This is a genomic window from Vibrio bivalvicida (assembly GCF_001399455.2).
In the GTDB taxonomy this organism is placed as follows: Bacteria; Pseudomonadota; Gammaproteobacteria; order Enterobacterales; family Vibrionaceae; genus Vibrio; species Vibrio bivalvicida.
In genome coordinates this window covers 1-12,997 of sequence record NZ_LLEI02000043.1, presented here as the reverse complement: position 1 = coordinate 12,997, position 12,997 = coordinate 1, and the positions used below count along the sequence as shown (strand labels likewise).

Annotated in this window: 12 protein-coding genes and 1 pseudogene; 10 read left to right on the top strand and 3 right to left on the bottom strand. The window is 43.2% G+C overall.

All coding sequences use genetic code 11. The features are described from left to right. Positions 1 to 3 precede the first annotated feature (3 nt). Positions 4 to 678 (bottom strand): DUF1868 domain-containing protein, encoded by a 675-nt coding sequence (locus APB76_RS14420; protein ID WP_049845848.1) that lies wholly within the window; start codon positions 676 to 678, stop codon positions 4 to 6. Between the two features lie 203 nt (positions 679 to 881). Between APB76_RS14420 and APB76_RS14415 the strand changes: the two genes are divergently transcribed. The 9 genes from APB76_RS14415 (at position 882) to APB76_RS14380 (ending at position 10,753) form a co-directional block, all read left to right on the top strand. Next, complete coding sequence (locus APB76_RS14415; protein WP_054961698.1) at positions 882 to 2,249, top strand: phosphohexomutase domain-containing protein; 1,368 nt, start codon at positions 882 to 884, stop codon at positions 2,247 to 2,249. Positions 2,250 to 2,502: 253 nt separating this feature from the next. Further along, positions 2,503 to 2,946, top strand: a complete 444-nt coding sequence (locus APB76_RS23295) for an ABC transporter ATP-binding protein (RefSeq protein ID WP_237767911.1) — start codon at positions 2,503 to 2,505, stop codon at positions 2,944 to 2,946. Then, complete coding sequence (locus APB76_RS23290) at positions 2,943 to 3,551, top strand: ABC transporter ATP-binding protein (protein ID WP_237767910.1); 609 nt, start codon at positions 2,943 to 2,945, stop codon at positions 3,549 to 3,551. The genes APB76_RS23295 and APB76_RS23290 overlap by 4 nt, the downstream gene beginning before the upstream one ends. Further along, positions 3,548 to 4,414 (top strand): ABC transporter permease, encoded by an 867-nt coding sequence (locus APB76_RS14405; RefSeq protein ID WP_054961697.1) that lies wholly within the window; start codon positions 3,548 to 3,550, stop codon positions 4,412 to 4,414. The genes APB76_RS23290 and APB76_RS14405 overlap by 4 nt, the downstream gene beginning before the upstream one ends. Then, positions 4,414 to 5,295: an ABC transporter permease gene (locus tag APB76_RS14400; protein WP_049845852.1), complete on the top strand. Its 882-nt coding sequence runs from the start codon at positions 4,414 to 4,416 to the stop codon at positions 5,293 to 5,295. The genes APB76_RS14405 and APB76_RS14400 overlap by 1 nt, the downstream gene beginning before the upstream one ends. 51 nt (positions 5,296 to 5,346) lie before the next feature. Next, complete coding sequence (locus APB76_RS14395) at positions 5,347 to 6,462, top strand: extracellular solute-binding protein (RefSeq protein ID WP_054961696.1); 1,116 nt, start codon at positions 5,347 to 5,349, stop codon at positions 6,460 to 6,462. A gap of 177 nt (positions 6,463 to 6,639) precedes the next feature. Beyond that, positions 6,640 to 7,749, top strand: coding sequence for an ROK family transcriptional regulator (locus tag APB76_RS14390; protein WP_049845854.1), 1,110 nt, complete (start codon positions 6,640 to 6,642; stop codon positions 7,747 to 7,749). 64 nt (positions 7,750 to 7,813) lie between these two features. Next, on the top strand, positions 7,814 to 9,415 hold the full coding sequence (locus APB76_RS14385) for a hypothetical protein (protein ID WP_064429708.1): 1,602 nt from the start codon (positions 7,814 to 7,816) through the stop codon (positions 9,413 to 9,415). 3 nt (positions 9,416 to 9,418) lie between these two features. Continuing rightward, a complete protein-coding gene (locus APB76_RS14380; RefSeq protein WP_054961695.1) occupies positions 9,419 to 10,753 on the top strand; it encodes a glycosyltransferase family 4 protein in 1,335 nt (444 codons plus the stop codon). Positions 10,754 to 11,008: 255 nt separating this feature from the next. On the opposite strand, the gene APB76_RS14375 is transcribed toward APB76_RS14380, so the two are convergent. Both APB76_RS14375 and APB76_RS14370 read right to left on the bottom strand, forming a co-directional pair. Next, complete coding sequence (locus tag APB76_RS14375) at positions 11,009 to 11,473, bottom strand: hypothetical protein (protein WP_054961694.1); 465 nt, start codon at positions 11,471 to 11,473, stop codon at positions 11,009 to 11,011. Positions 11,474 to 11,494: 21 nt separating this feature from the next. Beyond that, the gene (locus APB76_RS14370; protein WP_054961693.1) at positions 11,495 to 12,064 is read right to left on the bottom strand and encodes a winged helix-turn-helix domain-containing protein; all 570 of its coding nucleotides are present in this window, start codon (positions 12,062 to 12,064) and stop codon (positions 11,495 to 11,497) included. 768 nt (positions 12,065 to 12,832) lie between these two features. On the opposite strand from APB76_RS14370, the pseudogene APB76_RS23285 reads away from it, so the two are divergent. Next, a pseudogene (locus APB76_RS23285) lies at positions 12,833 to 12,946 on the top strand (cysteine synthase A); the annotation flags it as partial. Positions 12,947 to 12,997 lie beyond the last annotated feature (51 nt).

Below are 12,997 nucleotides of genomic sequence, written 5' to 3'. Positions count from 1 at the left end.
CACTTAAGACAGAATCAGTAGTGTTTCAAACTTAAACATGTTGTCGAAGCGACAAAACTCGACAGCTCCATGTCGAAGACGCCCAAACGCTTGCTTAAAGCGCTCTTCAATACGCTCCGAAGTCTGCTGCAACTCCTGTTTCTCACCCTCGTCAAGTTCCAGAATTCGATAACTCAATGTGATATGAAAATGATAAGAATCGAACTCTGGCATGTTAATGCCTGTCGATGTTCTCAATCTCTCTCTGCAATTAACTAGTGCTAGTCGCGACGATTCTGTCGCTGGCTTCAATCGAATTGAAGTACCACCAGTTGGGCAGTTGTATACATAGTCAAACTCCATTTCGAAACCTGAATGCGCACCAATCTGGCTAACTTCAGTGGCAAATAGATCGGTCGCATGAGCCAGAGGTGTATCCAACGGCAGTTTAGTAGTCCATTTTTCTGGCGACCTCACTTGATCACAAATCCCTTCAAATACCGTCATGTGCATTGAAGATATCGGCAAGAATGAAAATTTAGCCCCACACTGCATTTGCTTAAGTTCGTTTTGGGCCCATTCAAGCAAAATGATGAGTTCAGAAGATTGGTCGACATGGCAAATAAAGGTATTACCCGGAAATTGCCTTACCGTGCCATCTTGGTTGAATTTTATTCCTACTGCTGGTGCATAGTTCATGATTAGCTCTCCACATAATTTTCGATATATACTACCCCTAATAAATTAATTTAGTTAAGTTAATTTATTAAAATGTGAAATTGTGAGCTTTACAGGGAACTGGTTCCCTTTATTGGTGACAAACCATTACCCGGAAAAGCCCACCAACCTGTCAAACAGACCGTAAAGCTAATCAATAACGCAACAATACATAAGGGTAATGAATGAAAAAGCTAACATGCTTTAAGGCTTATGATATTCGAGGAAAACTCGAGCATGAGCTCAACTACGACGTGGTTTATCGTATCGGCCGGGCATTTGGTCAATATCTGAATGCAAAGAAAGTCGTGATCGGCGGTGACGCCAGAGCCACCTCCGAACCACTTAAACTGGCACTGGCCGATGGCTTGATTGATGCAGGTACTGATGTCATCGACCTTGGCATGACAGGCACCGAAGAAATATATTACGCTGCACAAGTTATGGATGTTAACGGTGGTATTGAAATTACCGCCAGTCATAATCCTATAGATTACAACGGGTTAAAGCTAGTTCGAGAGAATGCCAAACCCATCAGTGGCGACACAGGTCTGAAAGACATTCAGGCTTTGGCAGAAAAAGCTGAGTTTATTGAGCCCCCACAAAAAGGTCGCTATCAACAATCCACTCACCTAAATGAGTACACAGAACACCTGCTCAGCTATATCGATGCCGATAATATCACCCCCCTGAAACTGGTCGTGAACTCCGGCAATGGGGCAGCAGGGCACGTGGTCGATGCCTTGGAACAGCGCTTTAACCAACTGCAGGTTCCTATTGAGTTCATTAAGATTTTCCACGAGCCGGACAGCAACTTCCCCAATGGAATTCCTAACCCTCTGCTCCCTGAAAACCGCCACGCCACCTCATCCGCAGTACTTGAGCACCAGGCTGATATGGGTATTGCTTGGGATGGTGACTTTGACCGCTGCTTCTTGTTCGATGAAAACGGGCAGTTTATAGAAGGCTATTACATCGTCGGCTTATTGGCTGATGCATACCTAGCCAAGCATCCTGGTGCAAAGGTGATTCACGACCCACGCCTTACCTGGAATAGTATTGATATTATCGACCAAGCTGGTGGTGAGGCTATCATGTCCAAGACAGGGCACGCCTTTATTAAAGAAAGAATGCGCAGTGAAGATGCGGTCTATGGTGGAGAGATGAGTGCTCATCACTACTTTCGCGACTTTGGTTACTGCGATAGCGGTATGATTCCTTGGTTGTTGGTCAGCGAGTTATTGTGTTTGAAAGGCCAAACACTGTCGAACTTGGTGGCTAAACGTATTGCAGCTTTCCCTTCCTCCGGTGAAATTAACTGCAAGTTAGTCGCTCCAGAATCGACTCTTCAGCGCATTAAATCTATCTTTGAGGCGGATGCATTAACGGTTGATCACACCGATGGTGTTAGTATGGAATTTGCCAACTGGCGGTTCAATTTAAGAGCTTCTAATACCGAGCCTATAGTACGCTTAAATGTCGAAACAAGGGCATGCACTCAATTATTGAAAGACAAAACCGAGCAGCTTTTAGCACTTCTGAGCTCGAACTAATCCCTTTCCCAGAGCTGCCGATTTGGCAGCTCTATCTTATTTGTTACTTAAATTATCGACCTTAATAAAACCCCATCATTTCTATAAACAAGATCACAGTTTGATTATCTTTTATCAATGAACCCTCTAACAAAGCTCAAGCCGTGAACACTTTCACAAAAACATTAAATTAACCAAGTTAATATAATTGTCATGTTAGTGCCCTACTCTACGCTTTGAAAAAAGACAAACTTCGACAATAAAAGGCAATCGAATGTCACGACTAGAACTTAAAAATATCTGTAAAAACTTTGGCGACTTTGTTGCTTCAAAAGACATCAGTTTTGTTGCAGAAGAAGGGGAAATGGTCACCCTTCTGGGTCCATCCGGTTGTGGCAAAACAACGCTGCTGAAGATGATCGGTGGTTTCCATACGCCAGATTCTGGAGAAATCGTGATTGGTGATGAAGTGGTCAACACTGTTTCACCCGAAAAGCGCAACACCTCTATGTGTTTCCAGTCTTATGCTCTTTTCCCTCACTTGAGTGTTGATCACAATATCGCTTTTGGTCTGCAACAGAAAAAAGTTAGCAAACAGGATCAAATAACGCGTGTAGAAGAAGCCGTCACTCAGGTTGATCTAGATGAGCACGCACATAAGATGCCTAGCGAGCTATCTGGTGGACAGCAGCAACGTGTCGCACTCGCCCTGCGGTGATCTTATTCGATGAGCCTCTGTCTAACCTAGACGCCAAACTGCGTGAATCAGTACGTTTTGAGATCCGTGAACTGCAAAAGCGCTTTAACCTTACTGCCATCTACGTCACCCATGATCAAGCCGAAGCATTAGCCATGTCCGATAAGATTGTCGTGTTGAACAAAGGTCGTATCGAACAGATTGGCACGCCAGAAGACATCTACTACCGCCCAGCTAACCGCTTTGTCGCAGATTTCATTGGTGCGGCCAACATTATGCCTGCACAGGTCAAATTGCTGGGGCAGGATAATACCTATCAAATCAAGACTGAACTTGGTGATTTTATTGTCGAATCTGATGAGCACCCAAAAAGCGAATACATCTATGTTAGCTGGCGTCCAGAAGATGCCGAAATCGCCACCAGCAAATGTGAAAACAGTTTTGCTGCTAACGTGCAGAAAATGGCGTTCATGGGGAATGTCACTGATTTGGTTTTGCAGCCTGTCGAAGGTTCAACCATGGAAGTGCGTGTTCAGCTACCGAAGAAACCTGTATTTGACAACCAGTCACTAAACTTTTCAATCCCAAGAACAGGTATCCGCTTCTTAGAAGAGGTCACAGCATGAACAACAATCTCACCAGCTGGAAAGTTTGGCTGATGCTGCTTCCCGGTGTCGGCACTATCATGCTTTTGATGGGGTCAACCTTCTATATGGTGATCTCTCAAAGCTTGGGATTTCACAATATGATGGGAGAAAGTGGCTTTTCACTCACTTTCTGGCAAGAAGCGCTCAGCGATGCAAAACTACATAAATCTCTGATTTATTCGATTAAAGTCTCAGTGATCGGTGCACTTGGCGCCGTTGCAATGGCCTATCCGTTAGTACTTTGGCTGCGTAGACCGTTTCCAGGGTCAACGACTATTACTGGTGTTCTTAGAGCACCAATGTTTATCCCTGGTCTGGTTGCAGCGTTTCTCTTAGTTAACGTGATTTCTTACCACGGTATCGTAAACCAAATTCTGCTGGGACTAGGGATCACTGATAAACCAATCCGAATGCAAAACGACGACTTTGGCTGGGGCGTGATCATGCTGCAAATTTGGAAACAGCTACCATTTGCCATGATCTTACTGGCAGGTGCGGTGAACTCTATCCGAAATGATGTGTTGGATGCAGCTTCAGACCTCGGTGCATCTGCGTGGAACAGATTTAAAGGCATCATCTTTCCCATTTCGATTCCATCACTTCAGGTTTCGTTGATCCTAATCTTCATTGGCGCCTTAGGAGACTACTCATTTTACTCTATCGCCGGGCCGAAAAACACTTACTCATTGTCAATGCTCATGCACATTACCTCTACAGAGTTTATGGAATGGAACAAAGGTGCAGTTATCGCCGTGATCATTATGATAACAGCAGTTGTTGCCGCCCTAGCTATCTCTCTGTTAACCGCGCCACTCGCTTATAAGAAAGGGAGATTGAAATAATGACTTCTTTGGTATCGAAAGCTCTACCAAGTGGGAACACGCCAAAAGTGAAAACCAAAAATGGCAAGCTGATCAACAAAATCGCTATAGGTCTGTTTATCGCAGTGAACTTCTTTTGGCTTGGCGTGCCCTTCATCATGGCTTTGCTGTGGTCTTTGGTTGACCCAGAACATCCGTGGAGCTATCCAGATGTATTGCCTCAAGTATTGTCATTTGGCCGCTGGACAGACATGTGGGAAAACTCGGGGCTGGTCGAAGCACTACAAAACAGCTATACCATTGCACCTGCTGTGGCGATTCTTACCGTCCTATTGGCCTTACCTACTGCCTACGCTTTTGGCCGTATTGATTTCAGAGGCAAACGAATTGCCGAGGTAATCACGCTGCTACCTCTTGTGATGCCAGGTATGATCATTGGTGTGTTCTTCAGTTCGATGTTGATTGCTCTAGATTTCTCCAACGCATACATAGGTATCGTCGTTGGTCATACTGTCCTAGCGTTGCCTTATGCTATTCGTATTTTGTCGGCGAGCTTTAAGGGCGTGCCTCAAGACTTGATCGACGCGAGCCGAGATTTGGGTGGGAATTCATGGGCTACGTTCAAAAATGCCTACCTGCCGATGCTAAAGCCTGGATTACTGGCATCACTGATCTTCTGCTTAGTCATCAGTATTGAAGAATTCAACATTGCATTTGTGCTTGGTTCACCAGATTACGTCACTGTACCAACCATTCTCTACTCTTATCTGGGCTACTCATTTATTCGTCCGAATGCCGCGGTGGTTTCCCTGATACTGGTGATTCCAAACGTCATTCTAATGCTGATTATTGAGCGTCTGCTTAAAGGTAACTACCTCGCAGAATCAACAGGCAAAGCCTAAATCATAACAAGCTGTACCCCTATAAACAGAAAATTATAAAGAGACACAACAATGAAAAAACTCCTTCTTACCGCTGCTATAGCAACAACTGCCAGTCTATCGGCTAACACTTTTGCTTATGACCTAAACACTATGACTTGGGATCAAATCGTCAAGCAAGCAAAAAAAGAAAAAATGGTCAACGCCTACATTTGGTACCTTCAACCAGAATTCCGTAAGTTTTTCCGTTCATTCGAGAAAGAGTATGGCATTAAGGTGCGTGTACCTGAGGGAAATGAAGCAGGTAACCGCAACAAACTACTCGCTGAAGCACGCAAAGATCAGGGAACCATTGACGTGATGGCATTGGACACCGTCAAACTGCCAATGATGATTCAAAGCAACGTTGTCTATGGCCCGCTTACTGATATTATTCCTGGAAGTGACAAGTTGCGCACCAACTTAGTCGGAGTCAATACCCAAGGGTATGCTTACGCGTTTTGGGGTAACCAGACCGGTTTTGCTTATGACCCAATGCGTGTTGATGAGAAAGCGCTACCGCAATCTTTTGATCAGTTAACTCAATGGATTGAAAAACATCCCGAGCAATTTGGTGTCAACGACCCGAACAAAGGTGGTGCAGGTAATGCGTTCATTCAGCGCGCTATCTACCACGTGTCAGGCAATAGCGAGGCTTACTTCCAAAGCACCATGGACAAGACAGCGATGACGCAATGGTCTAAGACGTGGCACTGGTTTGAAGAGCAAAAAGACAACATTATCATCACCGCCTCTAACGCTGACAGCCTGACCCGCATCAACGATGGTGAAATTGCGATGGCTCCTGCATGGGAAGATCATTTAGCAGGTTTACAGAAAGATGGAGCGATCACGCAACGAATTAAATTCTACATTCCAGAGTTTGGCATGCCAGGTGGCGGTAATATTATCATGATTCCAAAGAACGCTAAAAACAAAGCGGCCGCCGCTGTCTTCATTCATTGGATTACCTCAGCGCAGGCTCAGACAGGACTAAACACTGTCTTCGGTGCAGCACCTCAACACCCAGATGCGGATGACTCCAACGCACTGGTCGATAGCACGCAACGTTCATACAGCTCTGAGTTCTTTACATCAGAGTACGCAACTGAGGCGAAAAAAGCGTTTGTAGAGAATGTATTAATGTAATAATTCAGGCTCGATTTCGATCGAGCCTATTTGATTAGCCACTTGAATCTTAATGCTCAGGTGATTAATCAAATAGTAGTGTCCATTGGCAGTATCACCAACAAAATACGTAGAGTTTGTTTGGTTAACCAGCGGATGAATAATAAGAAATTAGACCCAAACGGTTAAGGATTGAATGTGATTGATTTTGGCTCCGGTACACAGCGTCAAATACTATCGATAATTCATCGCAATGCACCAACAACACGTGCCGCTATCGCAGAAAAAAGTGGCCTGACACCAGCAGCGATAACAAAAATCACTAAGAAGATGCTGGATGACGAGCTGATTAAAGTCACTGGTAAGCAGAAAGGCTCACGTGGTCAGCCAGGGATTGAGTTAGGGATAAACCCAAACGCTGCATACAGCCTAGGTATCAATATTGAACTTGAGAAGATCAGTATCGAGCTAGTCGACTTCACAGGTGAAAGCGTCTTCTCACGTGCTATTCGCGGTATTTTTTCTGACCCTGAATCCGCCATTGAGGAGCTGTCTGACTTGCTCAAAGTCACTTCGAAAGCATTCGAAGAAGAGTTTGCCAAGCTGATCGGAATTGGAATGACCACCAGCTGTAACTTTGTTCAAGGCAGCAATAACATCACAATGCCGCCACATTTAAAAAAATGGGAAGAGATCGATATTCCAAAACGTATTGGTGATCAATTTAATTGCCCATGCTGGATAGACAACGATGGTAACGCAGCAGCGCTTGGCGAATCTGTACGCTCAAAACGTGCTCGTCATGCCAACTTTTTCTATCTCTACCTAGGTTATGGTATTGGAGGTGGTCACTTCTTTAATGGCCAAACCTATCGTGGTGCAGGCGGGAACGCCGGTCGTATCGGTAAATTGTTTCCCGATCGCAATAATCGTCCATCTTTGTCTTGTTTATATGACTATCTGGGTATGTCAGATCCAAGCCCACACCGTGAAGAAATTCTATCAACCTTGCTAGCCAAGAACCCAGAAAAAGTCACCGAATGGAAGAAAAACGCTCAACAACAGTTGGTTTCTGCACTGCAAGCCATTCGCGCCATCTGTGACCCGGAAGAGATCATTGTCGGCGGGCTCCTTCCCTCTCAATTAGTCAAAGATCTACATAGTGCAAGCATCAATTCGCTACAGCACTACCTCGAAGATGAAGAAGTTATGCCCAACATTACACCAGCGACACTCTCTGGCGACAAAATGGCCGCAACAGGTGCCGCCATGATACCTCTATACCAGTTGGCCTATTCTACATCATAAACTCATATGGGTGCGGTTAGCCGCACCCTTCTAAAAAACCTGTTCCCAATCGTGTAAATCGCCCATGAAAAATCAGACACATAGCCCGAAAACTAAGCAAAATTCGTTAAAACATTACCAGAAGCTTGCGAAACAGCATTGGAAACCACAATCCATCGCTGCCGGCGCTTACTTTAATTCAGAGCCAATAACTGGATTCAAGATGGCTCGAGGACCACTTGGTAATCCACTTCACCCTAATACTGAAACGACTTTCGAAACCGATTTAAAAGCAAGGTTTGGTGCAACCGAAAGATCACAGCCTGAAATTGAATTAAAACGCATCCATTTTGAAATGCCACATTTTGATCCAAACTCACTTCCAAGCACGGATGGTTATACCCCTATTGAGTTGCCCAAACCGCTAGCAAGTACGTCAGTCACTCTTGCGTGGATAAAACAACGGAACCTGAAAAAGACTCATGTCGGCTATCATTTCTCTGGCAATCAACTGGCGAATTTAAGAGATAGGCTCAATGTTGGTCCTTCATTTCGCGGTTTAGTCGGTAATCTAGGTTACTTCATGACCCGAGACCTTAACATTGGTACTCATAGATGGTCACACCAGAATCGCTATTCTAATCCTGACTATCAGCTGCCAGAAATACTTTCCTATTTGGGTTTTTACTGCTTTACCGACGCACAAGGCAATATTGAAACGGCAGGATTTGACAGTGCACATAGTGCTGCAATTGGCATTAAACATAGCGGTGAAGTCAAGGTTCTACCTAATATTCGTAACTACGCCTACGACATTACCATCGCGGGCCACACCATCACGGCAGAGAACATTAACCCACCGATGGACCAGGTTGGACAACTTGACGTTGCCCTATTTAATGCCAGCTATCCCTTTGAATACCAGGGCTCCTTAGGCACCTTCGCCCCTATGCTGGACGTGAACGATCGCGTCAATATTTTCATTAGCAATCAGGGAGAGGGGCAAAAGCCGTATGAGCAAGTAGTTAAGGTTTGGTATGGCGAATGTCCGTTGCCTTCTTTTGGTGCCGTGCTGTCACTTAAAACTGAGCAGTTTAACCAGCTCTACCCCAACGGATTGCCAGCCCAAACTCCTGTTTCTGTGAGGCCATATTCGCACAATTGTGATTTCTCCGAGTATACCCAGATACTAGGTGGGTTGGTGCCGTCGGTTATAGACGGACAAAGTATCGTTCCAACCGGAGCTCAATTTAGTGCCCAGCAAGCAGAAAAGGCCCTAGATGAAGTCGCAAAAACTGACGCTGCTCTGTCACGTACGGGGAAAGAAACCAATAACTTTGACGCTATTATCCGCGAACCTGGTGGTTTATTCATTGAAACTGACAACCATGTAGGGTATCTGCTGTTTGATGGGCGGCACGAAATGAGCGTCGGGGTAAATATTGTCGACGTCGCGAACCTTGTGAATCGCTTAGCGCAATCAGACATAGACTTCTTCGACGGTGAGACAATACGAAATGCCATCTCAATCGATGGTGGCTCGGCGATGAAAGCATACGCGGTAGAGGTACAAGACGGCGATGTTTCAATGGATATTTTAAATCGCGTTGCTGCTGGAAGCCGAAATGCTCCGGGTAACGATGAACAAGGATTAAACCTTTACTCTACAGTTGTTATGGAACTATAAGTTATGAGAATTTTGTTAACTCACTATCGTGTCGGAGAAACAGATGGCGTTTCACTTGAGATGGATAAATGGAAATGGGCGCTTGAGCAACAAGGGCATCAAGTCTTTTATATGGCGGGGAGTTCAGGCAGTGTTGAAGCAGAATGCATCAAGGCTCTGCGCTATGAAGACGAACTCAATGCCAAGATTACTCAAGATGCGTTCATTGCACCTCAGTACTTTGAAACTGAACAGTCTCTGCTTGAAGCCATTTACTCTCAAGCTGAAGAGATCGCGTCTCAAGCCACGGCAATCATAGAAAAACTCAATATCGATGTGATTGTACCCAACAATATCTTCGCTGTTGGGCACAGCTTACCCGCCGCAATTGGTCTAGAAAAAGCAATCGAGAACACTGGGGTTAAAGTGGTCAATCACCACCACGATTTTCACTGGGAACGTGAGAAGTTTAGTCAGCCTTGCTACCCAAGCATTCAGCAGATACTCGACAAGCACTTTCCTCCACAACGCCCGCAAGACAAGCACTGCGTCATCAACAAGTTAGCTAAGGAATCATTAAAAAATGCGACAGGCTATGAGTCGACTGTTGTACCCAATGTATTCGACTTTGACCATTCTGACTGGAAGATCGATGACTATAATCAAGATCTTAGAAGTGAATTTGGCATTCGAGATCAGGACATTGTTATCCTGCAAGCCACGCGAATTGTGGCACGTAAAGGCATAGAGCTCGCCATTGATCTCATTGCTGCACTAAACAAAAAGCTCCCTGACTGGGCCGGTAGGACTCTCTATAGTGGGCAACAAATTCAGCCCGATAGCCAAATCATCCTTGTTCTTGCAGGTATGAATGAAGAGGATGAATACTACGATAAACTCAAAGCGAAAGCACACCAGATGAATGTGACTTTGCTTGATATTAACCATCGTATCGAGCACTCGCGTGGTAACAAAAGCGGCATCAAAACCTACTCATTGTGGGATGCGTATGTCCACGCTGATATTGTAACCTATCCAAGCTGGCTTGAAGGTTGGGGGAACCAATTCCTTGAAGGCTTGATCGCCAATGTTCCGCAGGTCGTTTATCGCTACCCAGTATACAAGACAGATATTGAACACTTTGGCTTTCACATCATTGATCTAGGAGAAGAGCTAAGCTGGGATGCCAATAATCTAGCTCAAGTGTCTCCAGAACGTATCGACAGTGCTGCAGAGCAGACCGAAAGCTATCTATTCGATAACACGCTACGTCAGCAGCATATGCTAGAAAACTACACCATTGGTCAGAGTTCGCTTTCTTACAAGGCGCTTGGCGATATACTCAGCACAGTATTCTGATCGCAAAGTCAATATTGGCTCACAAATGGTAATAGCTAAGACGAATTAATTAGTACCTAAGTTCATTGTCAGGCGTGAGCCTACTGTTAAAACAAATACACCCGCAGTTATCTCGCGGGTGTATTTTTTGACAGAGAAGGTAATATCCGAATCCCATTGCCCTCGAGCTAAAAATAAAGCAACGTTCTACGAGTAGAAGTGGCAAAATAGAAACCGAAGAATATTCCTCACAGCAAGCGATTTGTATACAAACCCTTAGGTAAGTTTCTGCTGAAATTTTATTGCTGACTCTCTGACAACCTGATTGTCTATTAAAAGAGTAGGTATATCCATATCTAGCACAAGTCCATCTCCATCAGAGTAGATTTTAATTTTTTTTAACTTTACTTGAGAGGATATGTTCGCTCCTTTACGTATTGAAGCAATAGAAACCGTAATATAAGTCGAAAAAAACTTCAAATAATACCCATTATAATCGATATACATCAATGAATCATAACCCTGATAGAGAATATATCTCGATTTAACCTCTCCTCTTACAAAACTAAAACTAAACTCTTCAACCATTGAAGGATTCTGATCATCACCTTTTCCAATTTCTTTACTAAATACATAGGTATCATTGCAAAAAACTGCACTTACGACACCAAAAATTAAAAAAGAAAATCCCGAAAGTAAAAAACCACCGTAAATAAGCTTTACGTTATACAATAACTGCATTTTTACCACCAAAAATTAAAACTAACAGAAAAAAAATAGAGTAATCAATATGGTAGACAAAAGCCATGAAACCAAGATTATTAGGTATTCTCGATATTCATTAATAAACTCTGAGATAAGAAATCGACCCTCCCATTTATTATTTCCTTCATCTTCAAGCTTCAACATCTCACTTAATTCAATTGGCTTAATTATACTACTATCTTTCTCACAACAATTTTCTTCCAAAAATAGAGGCTCCACACCTAGCCTCTCTTCACTCGTCAAGTTTATTTGGTATCCGTGCCTAGGAACGGTAATAATGGCATCCCTTAAACCTATGTTCTTAAATCTTTCTCGAATTTTATTTATCGCAACACTCAGAGAGGTATTAGTAACAATACGCCCACTCCAGCATTTATCAAGTAAATAACGTCTTGATAATGCCTTCCCCCTAGCCAACACCAATTCTTTGATAATGGCTACTTCCGTACATGAAAATACAGCCTCGGATCCATTTCTACTATTCTTTACGGAGCGGCTCTCTTCAATCAAATAAACATCCCCACTCAGATGAAGCTTCTTTTCTCCTAAACAAACATCGTCTTTCATCAATATAACCCATTTATTCCAAACATAACATTAGGACAACAGCCCCAGCATACTACTAACAAAAATACTAACAATTCGTGTAACTTAAATGAATCACGATCACTATAGGCAATTAATTTACATTAATTTATATTAAAATTTAATTACTAACCGACCTTTACTTGTTGATTGGTCAATTGCACGCTTAAAATCAACGAAACTTATCTAGAAAGGGGTGATAAATATGGATCAAGATATCGACATAATAAAGCTAAATACATTTCTTCAAATAAAATATCGGTTTAATCCAAACGAACTAAGCTTGATTGAACATGACGGGTTTCTATATTGGTCTGGAAGCATTGGAAGCAAGTTTAAGATGCGATGCACATTCTTAAGTGTAAAAGAGAAGGGCTATGAGTACTTTGAAAGTGACCTAGATTGGAAGATAAAGCAAAATAAAATACACAGTTTTGTTGTGTGACAATCTGACTATATAAATGACAAGTTACAATTGTACATTTAAAACAATAACCGACTGTTCGGAAATTGATTATCATATTATGAAATTAATAACTGACAACCACATTGCTTTCCGAGTAGCAAATATAATTATCACATCAAACGCTTAGACAGTAAAATGATCGAACCAAATGTGATTATATCAAAACTAGATTTCTATTTGGTCATTCACAAAATAAAACAAGAATTGCATTGTAAATATGGCACCAAAGAGAGTGTAATCGAGGTAACGAATAAAATTAGCCCACTGATTAGGAGGGACACTATGAAGCTATTGCAATGACAAAAAGTTTGATGTCTCAAGAAGGCTTATTAGCTGGTATATCTTCAGGGGCAGCCGTCGTTGTTGCCAACAGACTCGCACTCGACCCTCAGAGGGCTTTGTTGCTTAATTAGGTGAGAATACATAATAGCCCAATACTGTTCAGTTCT